General features: G+C 60.3%; 17 protein-coding genes. 6 read left to right on the top strand and 11 right to left on the bottom strand.

Going from position 1 to position 18,991, the window contains the following annotated elements; genetic code table 11:
- Positions 1 to 104: 104 nt before the first annotated feature.
- Together MKleb_RS21315 and ascF are read right to left on the bottom strand one after the other, a co-directional pair.
- Entirely contained in the window at positions 105 to 1,529 is a 1,425-nt protein-coding gene (locus MKleb_RS21315) for a 6-phospho-beta-glucosidase (protein WP_025107279.1), read from the bottom strand.
- A gap of 26 nt (positions 1,530 to 1,555) precedes the next feature.
- Positions 1,556 to 2,998, bottom strand: coding sequence for a PTS cellobiose/arbutin/salicin transporter subunit IIBC (gene ascF, locus MKleb_RS21310; RefSeq protein ID WP_004104835.1), 1,443 nt, complete (start codon positions 2,996 to 2,998; stop codon positions 1,556 to 1,558).
- 256 nt (positions 2,999 to 3,254) lie between these two features.
- On the opposite strand from ascF, the gene MKleb_RS21305 reads away from it, so the two are divergent.
- The 4 genes from MKleb_RS21305 (at position 3,255) to MKleb_RS21290 (ending at position 8,187) form a co-directional block, all read left to right on the top strand.
- The gene (locus tag MKleb_RS21305) at positions 3,255 to 4,268 is read left to right on the top strand and encodes a LacI family DNA-binding transcriptional regulator (RefSeq protein WP_025107280.1); all 1,014 of its coding nucleotides are present in this window, start codon (positions 3,255 to 3,257) and stop codon (positions 4,266 to 4,268) included.
- Between the two features lie 134 nt (positions 4,269 to 4,402).
- The gene (gene hydN, locus MKleb_RS21300; protein WP_004104833.1) at positions 4,403 to 4,930 is read left to right on the top strand and encodes an electron transport protein HydN; all 528 of its coding nucleotides are present in this window, start codon (positions 4,403 to 4,405) and stop codon (positions 4,928 to 4,930) included.
- Positions 4,931 to 4,942: 12 nt separating this feature from the next.
- Positions 4,943 to 7,162: a carbamoyltransferase HypF gene (gene hypF / locus MKleb_RS21295; protein WP_025107281.1), complete on the top strand. Its 2,220-nt coding sequence runs from the start codon at positions 4,943 to 4,945 to the stop codon at positions 7,160 to 7,162.
- 11 nt (positions 7,163 to 7,173) lie between these two features.
- Positions 7,174 to 8,187 (top strand): HoxN/HupN/NixA family nickel/cobalt transporter, encoded by a 1,014-nt coding sequence (locus tag MKleb_RS21290; protein WP_025107282.1) that lies wholly within the window; start codon positions 7,174 to 7,176, stop codon positions 8,185 to 8,187.
- A gap of 123 nt (positions 8,188 to 8,310) precedes the next feature.
- On the opposite strand, the gene norW is transcribed toward MKleb_RS21290, so the two are convergent.
- Positions 8,311 to 9,444 (bottom strand): NADH:flavorubredoxin reductase NorW, encoded by a 1,134-nt coding sequence (gene norW, locus MKleb_RS21285; RefSeq protein WP_025107283.1) that lies wholly within the window; start codon positions 9,442 to 9,444, stop codon positions 8,311 to 8,313.
- Positions 9,441 to 10,886: an anaerobic nitric oxide reductase flavorubredoxin gene (gene norV, locus MKleb_RS21280; RefSeq protein ID WP_217076179.1), complete on the bottom strand. Its 1,446-nt coding sequence runs from the start codon at positions 10,884 to 10,886 to the stop codon at positions 9,441 to 9,443. Before norV ends, norW begins: the two co-directional genes overlap by 4 nt.
- A gap of 187 nt (positions 10,887 to 11,073) precedes the next feature.
- Here norV and norR point away from each other — a divergent pair, with 187 nt between their 5' ends.
- Entirely contained in the window at positions 11,074 to 12,618 is a 1,545-nt protein-coding gene (gene norR, locus MKleb_RS21275) for a nitric oxide reductase transcriptional regulator NorR (protein WP_025107285.1), read from the top strand.
- Here the strand turns inward: norR and gutQ are convergent.
- The 7 genes from gutQ to srlA all read right to left on the bottom strand — a co-directional run bounded on the left by gutQ (position 12,581) and on the right by srlA (position 17,580).
- Entirely contained in the window at positions 12,581 to 13,546 is a 966-nt protein-coding gene (gutQ, locus tag MKleb_RS21270; protein WP_025107286.1) for an arabinose-5-phosphate isomerase GutQ, read from the bottom strand. The genes norR and gutQ overlap by 38 nt on opposite strands.
- Positions 13,539 to 14,312 (bottom strand): glucitol operon DNA-binding transcriptional repressor SrlR, encoded by a 774-nt coding sequence (gene srlR / locus MKleb_RS21265; RefSeq protein WP_004104826.1) that lies wholly within the window; start codon positions 14,310 to 14,312, stop codon positions 13,539 to 13,541. The genes gutQ and srlR overlap by 8 nt, the downstream gene beginning before the upstream one ends.
- 68 nt (positions 14,313 to 14,380) lie before the next feature.
- Complete coding sequence (gutM, locus tag MKleb_RS21260; protein ID WP_014839303.1) at positions 14,381 to 14,740, bottom strand: transcriptional regulator GutM; 360 nt, start codon at positions 14,738 to 14,740, stop codon at positions 14,381 to 14,383.
- Between the two features lie 129 nt (positions 14,741 to 14,869).
- Complete coding sequence (srlD, locus tag MKleb_RS21255) at positions 14,870 to 15,649, bottom strand: sorbitol-6-phosphate dehydrogenase (RefSeq protein ID WP_014226518.1); 780 nt, start codon at positions 15,647 to 15,649, stop codon at positions 14,870 to 14,872.
- 17 nt (positions 15,650 to 15,666) lie between these two features.
- Positions 15,667 to 16,029: a PTS glucitol/sorbitol transporter subunit IIA gene (gene srlB, locus MKleb_RS21250; protein WP_004132227.1), complete on the bottom strand. Its 363-nt coding sequence runs from the start codon at positions 16,027 to 16,029 to the stop codon at positions 15,667 to 15,669.
- Between the two features lie 13 nt (positions 16,030 to 16,042).
- Positions 16,043 to 17,020 (bottom strand): PTS glucitol/sorbitol transporter subunit IIB, encoded by a 978-nt coding sequence (locus tag MKleb_RS21245; protein ID WP_014226517.1) that lies wholly within the window; start codon positions 17,018 to 17,020, stop codon positions 16,043 to 16,045.
- Positions 17,017 to 17,580: a PTS glucitol/sorbitol transporter subunit IIC gene (gene srlA / locus MKleb_RS21240; RefSeq protein WP_004104818.1), complete on the bottom strand. Its 564-nt coding sequence runs from the start codon at positions 17,578 to 17,580 to the stop codon at positions 17,017 to 17,019. Before srlA ends, MKleb_RS21245 begins: the two co-directional genes overlap by 4 nt.
- A gap of 262 nt (positions 17,581 to 17,842) precedes the next feature.
- On the opposite strand from srlA, the gene mltB reads away from it, so the two are divergent.
- Positions 17,843 to 18,919 (top strand): lytic murein transglycosylase B, encoded by a 1,077-nt coding sequence (mltB, locus tag MKleb_RS21235; protein WP_009651581.1) that lies wholly within the window; start codon positions 17,843 to 17,845, stop codon positions 18,917 to 18,919.
- Positions 18,920 to 18,991 lie beyond the last annotated feature (72 nt).

The raw sequence follows: 18,991 nt of genomic DNA, 5'->3' as shown, positions 1-18,991 counted from the left end.
GGCGTTGATGAACCTGTAGCCCGGCTAAGCGTAGCGCAAGCCGGGAAAATTTCCGTGTTGCAGGTGTTTGCTAAGCTGAGGGCTCCCTCAGTCTGTGGGGCACACTACGCCAAATCTTCCCCATTGCTGGCAATCACCTTCTTATACCACCAGAACGACTTTTTGCGTTTTCGCGCCAGCGTGCCGTGTCCGGCATCGTCGCGGTCGACGTAGACAAAGCCGTAGCGCTTGCTCATCTCGCCGGTGGAGGCGGACACCAGATCGATACAGCCCCAGCTGGTGTAGCCCATCACCGGAATGCCATCCTCGATGGCGTCACCCATCGCTTTAATATGCTCGCGCAGATAGCTGATGCGGTAGTCGTCGTTAATCTCGCCGTTAGCGTCAATCTCATCCCGCGCGCCGAGACCGTTTTCCACGAGGAACAGCGGTTTCTGGTAGCGGTCATACATCATATTCATGGTGATGCGCAGGCCTAGCGGGTCGATGCCCCAGCCCCATTCGCTGGCCTGAATATGCGGGTTCTTCAGCGATTTAACGATATTGGCGGCGCTGGTGTTGCCGGCGTTCATCTCCGCCGACGCGCAGCGCGAAGCGTAGTAGCTGAAGGAGACGAAATCGACGGTATGGCGCAGGATCTCATCATCGCCCGCTTCTTTGGCGATGGTCACGCCTTTCTCGCGGAATACCCGCGCCGCCCAGACCGGATACGCGCCGCGCGCCTGGACATCGATAAAGAACAGGTTCTCGCGATCTTTCTCCAGCGCCATCCACACGTCTTCCGGCTTACAGGAGTAGGGGTAGAAGTTGCCGCCCGCCAGCATACAGCCGACCTGATTTTGCGGATTCACCTCGTGGGCGATTTTGGTCGCTAAGGCGCTGGCGACCAGTTCATGATGGGCGGCCTGGTATTTCACCTGCTCCTGATTTTCCCCCTCTTCAAACACCAGACCGGCGCCGGAGAACGGGCTGTGCAGCATGATGTTGATTTCATTGAAGGTAAGCCAGTATTTCACCAAACCATCAAAGGCTTCAAAGCAGGTGCGGGCGTAGCGGGTGAAGAACTCCACCATTTTTCGATTGCGCCAGGAGCCATACTCGGTGACCAGGTGCATCGGCACGTCGAAATGGCACAGCGTCACCAGCGGCTCGATGCGGTGCTTTTTGCACTCCTCGAACAGCGAGCGATAAAAGGCGATCCCTTCCGGGTTCGGTTCCAGTTCATCGCCCTCAGGAAACAGACGGCTCCAGGCGATAGAGGTGCGGAAGACGCTAAAGCCCATCTCCGCCATCAGGGCGATATCTTCTTTATAACGATGATAAAAATCGATCGCCTCGTGGCTCGGGTAGAACTCATCGTCGCGCAGCGCGAAGCGTTTCTCCTGCCCCAGCTTGACCGCCAGGCGGTGCGCGCCGTGGGGAATCATATCGACGGTGGTCAGCCCTTTGCCGCCCTCCAGATATGCCCCTTCGGACTGGTTGGCGGCCAGTGCGCCGCCCCATAAAAATCCCTGTGGAAAAGTCGCCATGCGTTACCTCGTTAACAAAATGGTGTTCAGGCGTGAGAAGCCTGGGTGCCGGCCTGGCGCTGTCTGGCGTCGGCGGCGGCTTCTTCTTGCGGAATATCTTCAAAGCCAAGCATTAGCGTCAGGACAAACGACAGCACTACCGCCAGCGCCATGACGCCGAAGACCCAGACGATGGTCATCGGATTGGCCGGGTCGAAAAACTGGACGCTGGTAAACAACCCTGGCGCCGCCATTGAGTGGCTGGCGAGCCCGGCAATACCGGCCACCGCGCCGCAGATAAAGCCGCTGATCAGGCTGGCGATCAGCGGTCGCTTCAGCCGCACCGCCACGCCGTACAGCGCCGGTTCGGAAATCCCCGCCAGAATCGCGGAAGCCGCGGCCGCCAGCGCCGTCTGGCGCAGCTCCGGGTTTTTGGTTTTCCACGCCACCGCCAGCGACGAACCGCCCAGCGACAGATTAGCGCCGATTTCCGACGGCATTACCATGCCCTCTTTGCCGGTTTCGGCGATGGTCTGAATGATAGTCGGGGTAAAGACCCGGTGCATCCCGGTCATCACCAGCAGCGGCCACAGCGCGCCCATAATCGCCACCGACAGCCAGCCGAGATAGCTGTGGATCGTATAGACCAGCGCGGAAATGGCGCTACCGATCCAGATGCCGAGCGGGCCAATCAGCAGAATCGACAGCGGAGCGGCGATCAGCACGATCAGCATCGGTTTAAGGAAGTTTTTTGTCACCGCCGGGGTGATACGGTCGACCCAGCGTTCGATATAGGAGAGGCACCAGGTCATCACCAGCGCCGGGATCACGGTATAGGTGTATTTCACCGCCGTCACCGGAATAAAGGCGAACTCCACGTGCTCGCCCTGGGCGGCTTTGGCCATTAGCTCGATAAAGCTCGGGTGTACCAGCACCCCGGCAATCGCAATCGCCAGCGACATATTGGTTTTGAACTTCACCGCCGCGGAAGCCGCAACCATCAGCGGCAGGAAGAAGAACGCGCCGTCGCCGATCACCGTCAGAATAGTCAGCGTTGGCGCGCCTTTGGGCAGCGCGCCGGTCATCTCGAGGATCATTGCCAGCAGCTTAACCATCGATCCGCCGATAATCGCCGGGATCAGCGGCGACATTGTGCCGATCAGCGCGTCGAGGATCCCGGCGCCGATGCGTTTCAGGGTAATGGGCGGTTTCCCCTGCGGTTCGGCGGGGCGTAGATCCCCCGGCAGCAGCGCGACCACTTCACGATACGCCTGGGAGACGGTATTGCCCACGATCACCTGGCACTGGTTATCGCTACGCACGACGCCGAGCACGCCTTTCAGCCCTTTGAGGGTGGCGCTGTCGACCCGCTCGTTGTCTTTGACCACGAAACGCAGGCGGGTCATGCAGTGGGTGACGGCGGCAACGTTATCTGCGCCGCCAATTGCCGCGATAATCTGCTGCGCCAGAGCTGCATAATTTTTAGACATCGGATTTTATCCTGTTTATCAATGGGGTACTGGCTTGTCACCGCGCCGGAAAGCGGAGCGGCATCATGCATACATAGGAAACCGGTTCCACAAAATCATGATTAGTTTCATGAATGCATACAAGAAATAAAAAAATAAGATCTCGATTTTGTGATTTTGATCGCTGTGTGCGCATCAGCGCGGGCGACGCGCAAATGCTGAAAAAGCGCAGCGCGTGCAGTACACTGCGGGCAACATTGGCAACAGGAATAACCACATGGCAACGATGCTGGAGGTAGCGAAGCGCGCGGGGGTGTCAAAGGCCACCGTTTCGCGGGTGCTGTCGGGGAACGGCTATGTCAGCCAGGAGACCAAAGATCGCGTCTTCCAGGCGGTGGCCGAAAGCGGCTACCGGCCGAATCTGCTGGCGCGCAACCTGGCGACGAAAAAGACCCAGACCCTCGGGCTGGTGGTGACCAACACCCTTTATCACGGCGTCTATTTCAGCGAACTGCTTTACCACGTGGCGCGGATGACCGAAGACAAAGGGCGGCAGCTGATCCTCGCCGACGGCAAGCACAGCGCGGAGGAGGAGCGCGAGGCGATTCAGTATCTGCTCGATCTGCGCTGCGATGCGATTATTATCTATCCGCGCTTTCTCAGCGTTGATGAGATGGATGAGATTATCGAAAATCATGAGCGGCCGATCATGGTGCTCAACCGCCGCCTGCGCCGCAACGCCAGCCACTGCGTCTGGTCCGATCAAAAGGCCTCGGCGATGATGGCGGTGGAAAAGCTTATCGCGCTGGGCCATCGGGAAATCGCGTTTATTACCGGTTCGCTGGATTCGCCAACCGGCGTAGAGCGCCTCTCGGGCTATAAAGACGCGCTGGCCCGCGGCGGCATTGCCCTGAATGACTCTCTGATCGTCGAAGGCCGCTGGACGCCGGAAACCGGCGCGGCGGGAGTCGAGACGCTGCGCCAGCGCCGCGTCGGCTATAGCGCGCTGGTGGCGAGCAACGACGATATGGCGGTTGGCGCGATGAAGCAGCTGCACCAGCTCGGCGTCAAGGTCCCGGAGCAGGTTTCGGTGGTGGGCTTTGACGATATCGCGCTGGCGCCGTTTATGGTGCCGGCGCTCTCCAGCGTCAAAGTCCCGGTGACGGAGATGATCAAAGAGAGCATCAACCGGCTGATCTTTATGCTCGACGGCGGCGATTTTAAATTTCAGCAAACCTTTTCCGGCGAGCTGATTGAACGCGACTCGATGGTTCCCGGCCCGCACGCCTGACGTCGTCAGCTGTCATCGTCACAACTGACGATGACAGTATCTCCCGTATTTATCTTCTTTAATATCAGTTAGATAAAAGTTGGAACGCATTATGCATACTCCGGCGCGTAACCTTCTTACAGCTGGAGAAATGGATGAACCGTTTCATTATCGCCGACGCGAGCAAATGCATCGGCTGCCGCACCTGTGAAGTGGCCTGCGTGGTCTCTCATCAGGAAAATCAGGACTGCGCCGCGCTGACGCCAAAAAGCTTTTTACCGCGTATTCACGTGATCAAAGGCGTTAACGTGTCGACGGCCACCGCCTGCCGTCAGTGCGAGGACGCCCCGTGCGCCAACGTCTGTCCGAACGGCGCGATCAGCCGCGATCAGGGCTTCGTCCACGTGATGCAGGAGCGCTGCATCGGCTGCAAAACCTGCGTGGTGGCCTGTCCCTACGGCGCCATGGAAGTGGTGGTGCGCCCGGTTATCCGCCACAGCGGCGCGGGGCTGAACGTGATGGCGGAAAAAGCCGAAGCCAACAAATGCGACCTTTGCCACCACCGTGAGGAAGGCCCGGCCTGTATGGATGCCTGTCCGACCCACGCGCTGATTTGCGTCGACCGCAACAAGCTCGAACAGATGAATATCGAAAAACGCCGCCGCACCGCGCTGGCCTGGTAAGCCGGTCGCGCAATGAACGGGGTGCAAATCCGCATTCGCGGTAAAGTGCAGGGGGTGGGATTCCGCCCCTTCGTCTGGCAGCTGGCGCAGCAGCTGGAGCTGCGCGGCGACGTGTGCAACGACGGCGACGGCGTGCTGGTGCGCCTTGTCGGCGATGATGCGCCATTTCTCGCCGCGTTAACCCGGCGCTGCCCGCCGCTGGCGCGTATCGACAGCGCGGCAGCGGCGCCTTTTGTCTGGGCCGCGCCGCCGCCGGGCTTTACCATCCGCCAAAGCGGGGCCGGAAGCATGCGCACGCAGGTTGTGCCCGATGCCGCTACCTGCCCGGCATGCCTGGCGGAGATGAACAACCCGCGGGAGCGCCGCTACCGCTATCCGTTTATCAACTGCACCCACTGCGGGCCGCGCTTTACCATTATTCGCGCTATGCCCTACGACCGCCCGCTGACCTCTATGTCGCCGTTTCCTCTTTGCCCCGCCTGCGCGACGGAATATGGCGATCCCGCCGATCGCCGCTTTCACGCGCAGCCGGTAGCCTGCGCCGAGTGCGGGCCGCAGCTGGAGTGGCGCGGCCCGCAGGAGCATTTATTTGGCGAGGCCGCCTTAGATGCGACGATTGCTCGCCTGCTGGCGGGCGATATTGTGGCGGTGAAGGGGCTGGGCGGTTTCCATCTGCTGTGCGACGCCGGAAACCGCGAGGCCGTGGCGAAGCTGCGGGCGCGTAAGCATCGCCCGGCGAAACCGCTGGCGGTGATGCTGGCGACAACGGCGGGGCTCGATGAACCGGCGCTGACGCTGCTGACCTCTCCCGCCGCGCCGATCGTGCTGCTGGAGAAAACGCAGGTGGCCGGCCTGTGCGACCAGATTGCGCCAGGGCTTGCGGAAGTAGGGGGGATGCTGCCGTCTAATCCACTGCAGCATTTACTTTCGCAGGCGCTGGCGCGCCCATTAGTGATGACCTCCGGCAACCTCAGCGGCCGCCCGCCGGCGTTAACCAACGCCGAGGCGCTGGCGGATTTAGCCGGAATTGCCGACGGATTTCTGCTGCATAATCGCGAGATTGTGCAGCGGATGGATGATTCCGTGGTGCGGCAAAGCGGCGAGATGCTGCGCCGTGCCCGCGGCTACGTGCCGGACGCGCTGGCGCTGCCGCCGGGTTTCCACGACGTACCGCCGCTGCTGGCTCTCGGCGCGGATATGAAAAATACGTTCTGCCTGCTGCGCGGCGATGAAGCGGTGCTCAGCCAGCATTTTGGCGATCTCGATGAGGAGGGCGTCGAGGCGCAGTGGCGGCAGGCGCTGCGTCTGATGCAGGAGATTTACGCTTTTACCCCGCAGCGGGTGGTTGCCGACGCCCATCCCGGCTACCGCGCTTCGCGGTGGGCGGCGTCGCTTATGCTGCCGGTGGACCGCGTGTTGCATCATCATGCCCACGCGGCCGCCTGCCTGGCCGAGCACCGCTGGCCGCGGGAGGGAGGCGACGTGATTGCCCTTATCCTCGACGGTATCGGGATGGGGGAAAACGGCGAGCTGTGGGGCGGCGAGTGCCTGCGGGTCAACTATCGCGAGTGCGAGCATCTCGGCGGTCTGCCGGCGGTGGCGCTGCCCGGCGGCGACCTCGCGGCGCGTCAGCCGTGGCGCAATCTGCTCGCCCACTGCCTGGCCTTCGTCCCCGAGTGGCAGAATTATGCCGACACCGCCGCGCTGCGCCAGCAAAGCTGGCCGCTGCTGGCGCGGGCAATCGAGCGCGGTATTAATGCGCCGCAGGCATCGTCGTGCGGCCGTCTGTTTGACGCCGTCGCCTGCGCGCTGGGCTACGCTCCGCTAACCCTGAGCTATGAGGGGGAAGCGGCGTGCCGTCTGGAGGCGCTGGCGGCGACCTGCGAAGGCGTGGATCATCCGGCGACGCTGCCGTGGCGCGATGGAAAACTGGATCTGGCGACGTTCTGGCAGCAGTGGCTGAGCTGGCAGGCGAGCCCGGCGCAAAAAGCGTGGGCCTTTCATGATGTGCTGGCCCGCGGGCTGGCGGCCATGATGCGCGATTGCGCGAACGCGCGGAATATTCACACGCTGGCCTTCGGCGGCGGGGTACTGCACAACCGCCTGCTGACGGCGCGATTGACCTTTTATCTGGCCGATTTTACTCTGCTCTTTCCGCAGCAGCTGCCCGCAGGCGATGGCGCGATTGCCTTCGGCCAGGCGGTTATCGCTGCGGCCCGCCTGCAGGCTTAAAGGACACCGATATGATAGTGACGATTTTGCGTCAGCAGCCGCGCGCAGCGGCGCTGGTGCTGGCATTGATTGCCGCCAATTTGCTGGCCTGGGGCTGGGCGTTTACGGCGTTCGGCGGCAGCGGCGCGCTGATGGCCGCCAGCCTGCTGGCCTGGGGTTATGGTCTGCGCCACGCGGTGGATGCCGACCATATCGCGGCGATCGACAACGTGACCCGCAAAATGATGCAGCAGGGGAAGCGGCCTTTTGCCGTTGGCGCGTGGTTCTCGCTGGGGCATTCGTCGATTGTGGTGCTGGCTTCGGCGGCGATTGCCGCGACCGCCACCGCGTTTGGCCAGCAGATGAGCTGGTTTCATGAGACCGGCAGCGTTATCGGCACCGCCGTGTCGGCGCTGTTCCTGCTGGTGATGGCCTTTATCAACCTGGTTATTTTGCGCAGCGTCTGGCGCAGCTTTCGGGCGTGGAAGCAGGGCGAAAAGGTGAGCGATGAGGTCATGACCGGCGGCGGCATGATGAGCTGGTTGTTCGGTAAAACCTTCCGCCTGATTAGCCGCAGCTGGCAGATGTATCTGGTGGGCTTTCTGTTTGGCCTCGGCTTTGATACGGCGACGGAAATCGGCGTGCTGGGGATCTCCGCCGCCAGCGCGTCGAGCGGGGTGTCAATTTGGTCGATTATGGTTTTTCCGGCGCTGTTCGCCAGCGGGATGGCGCTGGTGGATACGCTCGATAACGTGCTGATGGTCGGCGCCTACGGCTGGGCGTTCAGCAAGCCGCAGCGCAAGCTCTATTACAATATGACCATTACCGGCACCTCGGTGGTGGTGGCGCTGTTTATCGGCGGTCTGGAAGCGCTGGGGCTGTTGATGGATAAGTTCTCTCTGAGCGGCGGCCTCTGGCGCTGGGTTGGCGCATTGAACGACCATCTCGGCGACGCCGGTTTTGTGGTGGTCGGGCTGTTCGTGGCCTGCTGGGTGCTGTCGGTGCTCAACTACCGCTGGCGCGGGTACGATAATCTGGCGCGGTAGGTTGGGCATTTCCCCGGCTCGCGCTGCGCTTAGCCGGGCTACCAAACCCGAGCGCCTCGCAAGTTGGGTAGCCCGGGTAAGGCGTTTACGCCGCGACCCGGGAATAACATTATTTCATCGAGGTTAACTCACCAGCTGCTTGAGCAGGGCAAAAGCATCTTTCATGCGATCCTCGCTGACCACAAAAGCGCGCAGCTGGTTCTCGGCGTCAACGCCTTTCGCGACCAGGCCGTCTTTGGCGGCAACGATATTCCACGTCAGATCCTCGCGCCGGGTATCGCCCGCCAGGTGCAGCGGTAAATCCGGCGTTTTGACCTTCACCAGCATCGGCGGCAGCTTCAGTTCTCCCTGCTGGGCCAGCAGATTTTTACTCAGGCACATAGCGCTTAGCAGAATCGGCTGCAGAAAAGGCAGGACCATGCCGTTGATTTCCGCGCAATCGCCGAGGGCGTAAATCGCCGGATGGCTGGTTTGCAGTTGGCTGTTCACCACCACGCCGCGGTGCGTCTGCAGTCCCGCATGCCGCGCCAGCGCCGTTTCCGGGCGTAAACCAGCGGCGGCCACCACCGCATCCACCGTCACCGTACGCTGGCGGTCAAGGGTGACGCGAATCCCGTCGGCGCTCTGCGCCAGGCTTTCCAGCTGGGACTTCAGCATCAGATGCACGCCCATGTCGGTCAGACGATGCTGCAGTCGGCTGCTGGCCTCGGGCGGCATCAGAGCCGACAGTACGCTGGCGGAGTTATCCACCACCGTCACCGCTTTGCCGGCGCGGCAGAAATCCATCGCCAGCTCGCAGCCAATCAGCCCGCCGCCAACGATCAACACCCTTTTTGCATCGCGCAGATGGCTTTGCGCCGCACCGTATTCCCGCTGGCTGTTCAGGGTCAGCATCAGCTCGCGGCCCGGCACCGGTGGGATAAACGGCGTCGCGCCGGTGGCCAGCACCAGTTTGTCATAGCGCCACTCGCGGTCCTGGCTCTTCACCAGGTGCTGCTCGGCGTCGATATCGCTGACCCAGGTATGCGGAAACAGGCGCAGATTGTACTGCTCGGCAAACTCGCCCGCCGTTTGCAGGGTCAGGTCGTCGGCGTTCTGCCCGCGGCTGACCACATGGCTGAGATCCGGTTTGTTGTACTCATCCATGCTGTCGGCGGCGATCAGGGTCAGCGGGATATTCGGGTCCTGCTTGCGAATATTTTTCACCAGCTGACGGGCCGCGAAGCCCGAGCCGATGATGACGATGCCATCACTCATTTTGCCTCCGATGCCAGAACGTCAAACACATCTTTACCCAGTGAACACTCAGGGCAGAGGAAGTTATCCGGGACTTCGCTCCACGGCGTACCCGGCTGGACGTCCTGGTTCGGTTCGCCCTGTTCGGGGTCGTAAATCCACTGGCAAACGCTGCACTGCATTTTCGGGCCGAGATCGGCTGCCGCTGGCGCTGCGCAGGGCGTTGCCTCAGGCGCGGCGTGTTTGGCCTGGCTCGCCGGCAGCGGGGAGAGGGCCCACTGGCGGGCGATTTCGCGGCCGTGCTCGCGGCACACTTCCAGCGCGTCGAGATCCGGGCGCCATTTGGCCTTCAGGCTCAGGGACATTTCAAAGCCCGCATCCTGTAAACGCGTGGACAGGCGGTCAACCGCGCCGCCGCTCCAGCCGTTGGAGCCGAAGGCGCTGGCGCGCTTGTTACGGAAACGCAGGCCGGTCATCTCCTCCACCAGCCCGGCGATTTTCGGCATCATCACGTTATTCATGGTTGAAGTGCCGACCAGCACGCCCTTCGAGCGGAACACGTTGGTCAGGATTTCATTTTTATCGCTGCGGGCGACATTGAAAATTTTCACCGCCACCCGCGGATCCACGTCGGTAATGCCCTGGGCTATCGCGTCGGCCATCATGCGGGTGTTGTTGGACATGGTGTCGTAGAAAATCGTGATGCGGTCTTCCTGATAATCCGCCGCCCACTCGAGATATTTTTCGACGATCTGCGTCGGGTTATCGCGCCAGACCACGCCGTGGGAGGTCGCAATCATATCCACCGGCAGGTTAAAGCCGAGGATTTCGGTAATTTTCGGCGTCACCAGGCGGCTGAACGGGGTCAGAATATTGGCATAGTAGCGCTGGCACTGCTCATAAAGCTCAACCTGGTCAACTTCATCATTAAACAGATGTTCATCGCAGTAGTGCTGGCCGAAGGCGTCGTTGCTGAACAGCACCGCGTCGCCGGTCATATAGGTCATCATGCTATCCGGCCAGTGCAGCATCGGGGTTTCGACGAAAATCAGCTGCTTGCCGTTGCCGATATCCAGGCTGTCGCCGGTTTTCACCACCTTAAAATTCCACTCCGGGTGATGATGGTGTCCGGTGATGGAGTCGATGGCGTTGGCGGTACAGTAAATCGGGGTGTCCGGGATCTGGGTCATCAGCTCGGTCAGCGCGCCGGCATGGTCCTCCTCAGCATGGTTGATAATGATGTAATCAATATCGGCGAGGTCGATTTCACCGCGCAGGTTCTGCACGAATTCACGGCTGAATTTATAATCGACGGTATCGATCAGCACATTTTTTTCTTCCCGGATGAGATAGCTGTTGTAGCTGCTGCCGCGCAGCGTTTTGTATTCAGTCCCGTGGAAATCACGCACTTCCCAGTCGCGTTGGCCAACCCAATGAATGTTATTTTTAACCAGAATAGACATAGCAACCTCAATTAATTCAGCAGTGTTCAAATAAGATGTTTTGCTTATATCAAGTTGCGTGCCAACTTTTTAATTAATTGAATTTAAAGTGTTTTAAGTTTTTTATTAAATCTGTTGATGTCAAATTGACAATGGTTAAAATAGTCGATATGACTACGTTTGGTGTCAAAATGACTATGAGGCGACAATGAGTTTCTCCGTCGAGGCCCTGGCGAAAATCGCCATTGATTTACAAAGCGATCTCGGCCATGCCGACCGTTTTTCGCGTTTGATTACCACCCTGCGGCAGATACTCGGCTGCGATGCTTCGGCGCTGCTGCGCTACGAGGCGCACCAGTTTGTGCCGCTGGCGATTGATGGCCTGGCCCAGGACGTGCTTGGCCGACGCTTTGCCCTTGAAGGCCACCCGCGGCTGGAGGCGATTGCCCGGGCGGGGGACGTGGTGCGCTTCCCGGCGGATAGCGACCTGCCGGACCCTTACGATGGCCTGATCCCCGGACAGGAGAGCCTGAAGGTGCACGCCTGCGTCGGCCTGCCGCTGTTTGCCGGGCAAACCCTGATCGGCGCGCTCACCCTCGACGGCATGGATGCGGACCGTTTTGACAGCTTCAGCGACGAGGAGCTGCGCCTGATTGCCGCCCTGGTGGCCGGGGCGCTTAATAACGCGCTGCTGATCGCCCGGCTGGAGAATCAAAACGTGCTGCCGGAGCAGGCTATCGTGTATCCGGCAGCCGAACGTCAGGAGATAATTGGCCTGTCGGCGCCGATGCTGCAGCTGAAAAAAGAGATCGATATCGTCGCGGCTTCTGACTTAAACGTGCTGATTAGCGGCGAGACCGGCACCGGCAAAGAGCTGGTGGCGAAAGCGGTGCATCAGGGGTCGCCGCGGGCGGCCAATCCGCTGGTCTATCTCAACTGCGCGGCCCTGCCGGAGAGCGTGGCGGAGAGCGAGCTGTTTGGCCACGTCAAAGGGGCGTTTACCGGGGCGATCAGCAACCGCAGCGGTAAATTTGAAATGGCGGACAACGGGACGCTGTTCCTCGATGAAATTGGCGAGCTTTCGCTGGCGCTCCAGGCCAAGCTGCTGCGGGTGCTGCAGTATGGCGATATTCAGCGCGTCGGCGACGATCGCAGCCTGCGGGTTGATGTGCGGGTGCTGGCGGCCACCAACCGCGACCTGCGTCAGGAGGTGGTGGAGGGGCGCTTTCGCGCCGACCTGTATCATCGCCTGAGCGTGTTTCCGCTGTCGGTTCCGGCGCTGCGCGAGCGGGAAAGTGATGTAGTGCTGCTGGCCGGCTATTTTTGCGAACAGTGCCGTTTGCGTATGGGGCTGGCGCAGGTGATTTTAAGCGAAGCGACGCGGGCCAGGCTGCTCGCCTGGTCATGGCCGGGCAACGTACGCGAACTGGAGCACGCGATTCATCGGGCGGTGGTGCTGGCGCGGGCGACGCAGGCGGGTAATGATATCGTGCTGGAGCCGCAGCATTTTCAGCTGGCCGGGGAAGCGCCAGCCTTGCCGACCGTCAGCCCGCAGCCGGCGGCGGAAGCAGTGAGCCTGCGCGAGGCGACGGAGGCGTTCCAGCGCGAAGCGATCGCCAGCGCGCTGGCGGCTAATGGCCGCAGCTGGGCCGCCGCCGCCCGCGCGCTGGGGCTCGACGTCGCCAACCTGCACCGGCTGGCGAAGCGTCTGGGGCTTAAAGGATCCCGGCCTGATAAAAATTCTGCAGGTTAATCGCGCCGACCAGCTGGCCGCTTTCATCCACCACCGGAGCGGCGCTGATTTTATGCTTCATCAGGCGCTCTTTGGCTTCTATCGCGCGGCTTTCCGCTTGCAGAGTGACGCCGTTGCGGGTCATCGCCTGGCTGACGATATCCTGTAAGCTGCCGCCGCCCACCAGCCAGCGGCGCAGGTCGCCGTCGGTAAAGACGCCCTGCACGTGATTGCGCTCATCGCAGACCGCCACCAGCCCCAGGCCGGTGCGGCTGAGTTCGAGCATCGCGTCCATGACGCTGGTGTCGTTGGCGACGCGCGGCACGTCGCCGTCGCGGCGCATCAGATGGTGAACTTTGTTCAGCAGCCGCGCGCCCAGCGCGCCGGCCGGGTGCGAACGGGCGAAATCTTCTTCGTTAAAGCCGCGGGCCTGCATGACCGCCATGGCCAGCGCGTCGCCGAGCATCAGGGTATTGACGGTGCTGGAGGTGGGCGCGAGGTGCATCGGGCAGGCTTCACGCTCTACGGCAATATCAAGCACCGCTTTGGCCGCCAGCGCCAGCGGTGAAGTGGATTTACCGGTCATCGCCAGCAGCGGAATAGATTTTTCCTCCAGGCGCGGAACGATAAGATCCAGCTCTTTAGCGCTGCCGGAGTAAGAGATAAACAGCATCACGTCGCGTCTGTCGAGCATGCCGAGGTCGCCGTGCAGCGCTTCCGCCGGGTGAACAAAAAATGCCGGGGTGCCGGTGCTGGCGAAGGTGGCGGCCAGCTTTTTACCAATATGACCCGATTTACCGATACCGGAGACGACCAGTTTGCCCTCGCAGTGGATAATGGTTTCCGCCGCGTGGATGAAGTCGTCGCCCAGGCGTTCAGGCAGGCGGCTCGCCTCCTGAAGCTCCAGCATCAGGGTCTGGCGTCCGGCTTCTAACAGAAAGTTACTCATGATGTTCTCCAGTAATAATGACTTCGATGCCTTTGTCTTCCAGCGCCCGCTTAAATTCCGGGCTGATATCGGCATCGGTAATCAGTTTGTCTACGCTCTCCAGGCCGCAGACGATATTGGGACTTTTGCGGCCAAACTTCGACGAGTCGGCCATCAGGATAACTTCGCGGGCGGCATTGCACATCGCTTTGCTGACCGTATAAACCTCATTAAAGGTGGTGACGCCGGCGATTAAATCAATGCCGTCGGTGCCCATAAACAGTCGATCGAAGCTGAAGTGTTCGAAGGCGTTTTCCGCCAGCTGGCCGTGAAAGGAGGCCGATTTTTTGCGGAACGTGCCGCCCGGCATCAGGATGGTTTGTTCGTTATCCAGTTCGGAGAGGGCGTTGACGATATGCAGGCTGTTGGTCATCACGGTAATGTTATTGAAGCGGCTGAGCATCGGCACCATTTGCAGCACCGTGCTGCCGGCGTCAAGAATGATCGAGTCGCCATCGTGAATAAAGCTGACCGCGGCTTCGGCAATCCGCTCTTTTTTATGGGTGTTGATCAGCGTTTTGTGGTCGATGGGCGGATCGGCCTCGTCTTTATTTAACACCACGCCGCCGTAAGTGCGGATAACGGTACCGGCATTCTCAAGGATCACCAGATCCTTACGGATGGTGGTGCCGGTGGTGTCGAAGTGTTGCGCCAGCTCTTCGACCGAGCATTTGCCCTGCGATTGCAGGTGCTCGAGAATGGCTGCCTGGCGCTGACGTGGTTTCATAGGCGTTGTATCCTGCGTTTAAAGTTTCGAAATGATAATTTCGCAAGATATTAACGTTCACAACGAAATTATCCATGTTTCGGATTAAGCGCTAATGATAGTGCATTCTGACAGAGCGGATCATTGGGAAAGATCACATCAGGCTGCAATTCCTTAAGATGCTTACCGGTGAGGGCGGGAATTTTTTGCGGCCTGGCGAAAACGGTGAGGCCTTTCATTAACAGCGTATCGCGAATGCGGTCGTTTTCGTCGACGGCGATGGCGACGACGGCGCGCGGCTTGAACCGCCCCGAGGAGCGGCCGACGCCGACGCGTCCCTGCTGGCACAGCCGATCGAATGCGCGATTGAACTGCCTGATTTGCCAGCCGCCAAAGGCGAGCTGGGTTATCCAGGCGATGGCGGCGATGGTGATAAGTGCGGTAACCATAAAAGTCTCCTTAAGGTGTGTGCGATATTTCCCCGGAGGCGGCGCGTTGCGCCTTACCCGGGCTACGGATCGGCGCGGGGTGCCGGTTTTGTAGCTCGGATAAGCGCAGCGCAATCCGGGACCTCTGATTTAAAACATCACCTGCCCGCCGGTGACGTTGATAGACTGCCCGGTGCAGTATGAAGCCTGCGGACTGGCGTAAAACATCAGCACGTTAAGTACGTCCTGGTAATCGCAGCCGCGCTTCAGCGGGACTTTGTCGATGTAATACTGCTCGACCTGCTCCTCCGGGATCCCCAGCTTGGTGGCGTACTGCGGCAGCAGAGACTGGAACATCGGCGACTTCAGCAGGTTGCCGAGCATCAGGGAGTGCACGGTAATCCCGTACTCCGCGAGGTCCAGCGCCAGCGACTGCGTCAGCCCCACGCCGCCAAACTTCGCCGCGCTATAGCCGGAGTTATGCTTGCTGCCCACTTTGCCGGATTTAGAGTTGATCTGGATGATGCGACCTTTAATGCCGTCGCGGATCATCAGGCGGGAAAACTCGCGGGCGCAGAGGAAGTAGCCCACCAGATTCACCTGCAGCGAACGGTCGAAATCCCCCAGCGCGAAGTCGCTGATAAACGCCGCTTTAGCGATCCCGGCGCTATAGACCAGCAGGTCGACGCGGGAAAATATTTCGTCTACCCCGCGGGCGAGGGCGACCACGCTGGCTTCGCTGGTGGCGTCCGCGCCGAAGCCCCACGCCGTGCCTTCGCCATGTTCTGCATTGATGGCCTGCGCGACGCGGGTCGCTTTATCGCTCTGAATATCGACCACCGCCACGCGATAGCCTTCTGCGGCAAGCCCGCGACACAGAAACTCCCCTAAGGTTTGTCCCCCACCGATGACAACAGCAACCTGATTCATAATTTTCTCCATACAACTTAAGCAACAAATTTCAGTACGCAGCCGGCGGCGATGCCTTCCGGCACTGGCCCCGCCACGTGTACGGTTCCGGGGAATTCCGCTTCGCGGTGGCCGTCAAAGCGCAGCGTGATATGGCCCAGCTCGCGCAGGTTCTGCTCGGCGACGTCGCCGACGGCGGTGACCGGGTAGCGCAGCTCGCCGAGCTGCAGCTCAGCGCCCGGCACCAGCGCGCCGGAGAGCTCGCCGTGGTTGTGAATAAAGCAGTACTCTTCGATATCGGCCGGGGCGCCTTCGCGGAAGGTGATCAGCATCTGCTCGTCCAGCGCCATCGCCGCGCTGGCGCCGATATGCGTAATGGTGGTCTGGTAAATCACGGTCATCTTCAGGCACCTCTTATTGGTAAATAAATCCGGAAACGAACCAGGCGATCAGCACCGTTGGCGCGCCGGTCAGGAAGCGGCTCACCAGTACCGACGGTACGCCGACGCGCACGGTGTCCTGGCGCGCTTCCGCCAGCGACAGGCCAACCGGGATAAAGTCGCAGGCGGCCTGGGCGTTAATGGCGAACAGCGCGGGCAGGGCGAGATGCGGCGGAATATTGCCAAGGCCAATCTGCACGCCAATCAGCACGCCGATAACCTGGGCGATGACCGCGCCGGGGCCGAGAAACGGCGACAGCAGCGGGAAAGAGCAGATCAGCGCCAGGGTGACGAGGCCCAGCGGATGGCTGGCGAGCGGCGCCAGGCCGTGGGCAATCCAGTCGCCGATGCCGGAGGCCATGATGATGCCGATCAGCGCCGCGACGAAGGCCATAAACGGCAGAATGGTTTTCAGCACCGTATCGATGGTGTCGCGCCCGGCCTGGAACAGCACCGCCACGACCGAGCCCATCCCCATACCAACTTTGGCCAGCAGGCCGTCGCTCTGCTCGGTTATTTTCTTGCTGGTGTCATAGTCGCGGGCCGCCGGCTGGGCAGGCGCGGCCTGCGGGGCCGGGGAGGGACCCTCTTCCAGCGCGAAAATGTTCTCTTCTTTGACGCCGGAAACGTAAATGTCTTCGACGATGTACTGCGCCAGCGGACCCGATTTGCCGGTCGCGTGGATATTAATGGTCGGGATGCGGCGCTTCGGGTAGATACCGCAGCGCAGGGTGCCGCCGCAGTCGATAATCGCCACGCCGATTTCCGCTTCCGGCGGTTCGCCCTCTTTGAAGCCATCGACCGCCTGCCAGCCGGTGAGGCGGGCAATTTTATCGACGATCGCCGGGCGGGTGCCCGCGGTGATATAGACAATCTTTTTACCGGCAACGGCGTCCAGTTCGAGCGGGCCGCCCCAGCCGCCGGCGCCTTTTTCAATGCGAATACGGGTCATGATGTCGCTCCTGACAGATGCACTTTCTGCTCAAGCTGGATGGCCATTTTTTTCTCAAAAATCGACGTGGTCAGGTCGGTCACCCAGCCGCGGAAGAAGTTCGTCACCAGGCCCACCAGCAGATAGCTCACCGCCAGCGGCCCTAACGGTAGACCGAGGGTGGTTAGCCCGTTGGCGATCCCCAGATAGACGAACAGTTCGCCGGGGTTGATGTGCGGAAACAGGCCGTTCATTGAGTGGCAGCTGTAGGAGGCCGCCGCGTAGTAGCTCGGTTTGTATTTCTCGGGCATAAAGCGCCCAAGGCTCAGGGTCATCGGGTTACAGAAAACGAAGGTGCCGATGCAGGGCAGCAGCAGGTAGCGGGAGATCGGATTACCGGCGCAGCGCTGCGCCAGCTTTTCGATCCGCTGCTGACCAATAAAGTTGATCAGCGCGTTCATGATCACCAGCAGACTGATCAGCAAAGGCAGGATCCCGGTGACCATACCGGTGAACACCTCGCCTCCCTTCTGAAACAGGCCGATAAACCATTCGGCGCCGTGGGTAACGACTTCAATCATTGTTCTCTCCTTCAGCGTGTTATTTTTCTTGCTAACTGGCAGCTAATTTTAATCATTTTAAAAGGTTTGAAATTGTTATATTGATCGCAAAATGAAAGATAAATATTTTATTTTGAAAGATTGTGGCTGAAGTGAACGAAGGATCCGGCGGGGCGAGAGGAAAAAGGGCGATAAAAAAGAATTTACATTGCCGCCGCTTCCTTGTGAGCGGGCGCATGCTTTACCATAATTACCCCTTGCCGATTTGTTAAATGGATGTCCCATGTTGAAGCGTCGTTCCCTGGCTTTACTCCCCCTGTGCGTTCTCCTCGCTGCCTGCAGCAGCAAACCTCAAACTCCTGCGGAAAAGGAAATGGCGGGCGGCACGGGCGGTTTTTTACTCGAGCCGCAGCATAACGTGATGGAGATGAGCGGCGATTTCGCCAATAACCCGGCGGCGGAACAGTTCATTGATAAAATGGTGAGCAAGCACGGCTTCGACCGACAGCAGCTGCATCAAATTCTCTCGCAGGCCAAACGCCTGGACTATGTGCTGCGTCTGATGGACCGTCAGGCGCCCACCGGACTGCCGCCGTCAGGGCCAAACGGCGCCTGGCTGCGCTACAAAAAACAGTTTATTACCCCGGATAACGTGCAGAACGGCGTGGCGTTCTGGAACCAGTATCAGGATGCGCTCAACCGCGCGTACCAGGTTTACGGCGTGCCGCCGGAAATTATCGTCGGGATTATTGGCGTCGAGACCCGCTGGGGCCGGGTGATGGGGAAAACCCGCATCCTTGATGCGCTGGCGACGCTGTCGTTTAACTATCCGCGCCGGGCAGAATACTTCTCCAGCGAGCTGGAAACGTTCCTGCTGATGGCGCGCAGCGAACAGGATGACCCGCTCGATCTGAAAGGCTCCTTTGCCGGCGCGATGGGCTACGGTCAGTTTATGCCCTCTTCTTACAGGCAGTACGCGGTGGACTTTAACGGCGACGGGCATATCAACCTGTGGGATCCGGTCGATGCGATCGGCAGCGTAGCGAACTACTTCAAGCAGCACGGCTGGGTGAGTGGCGATCTGGTGGCGGTACAGGCGCTGGGCCAGGCGCCTGGGCTGAACAATGGGTTCAAAACCAAATACAGCGTCTCGCAGCTGGCGGCGGCGGGACTTACCCCGACTCAGCCGCTGGGTAACCACCAGCAGGCGAGCCTGCTGCGTCTGGATATCGGCACAGGCTACCAGTACTGGTACGGTCTGCCGAACTTCTACACCATTACCCGCTATAACCACAGCACCCATTACGCGATGGCCGTCTGGCAGCTCGGTCTGGCGGTTTCTCAGGCCCGGATGCAGTAATCCCGTCTTCTGTGCTCCTCTCCGTCCGGAGAGGAGTCTGTAACATTTTGCAGCATTTCCTTTTGTTGACGC

It is taken from the genome of Klebsiella sp. PL-2018 (assembly GCF_019048985.1).
Lineage (GTDB): Bacteria > Pseudomonadota > Gammaproteobacteria > Enterobacterales > Enterobacteriaceae > Klebsiella > Klebsiella michiganensis.
The sequence above is the reverse complement of the archived record's forward strand: the minus strand, read 5'-3'. Positions and strand labels throughout refer to the sequence as shown.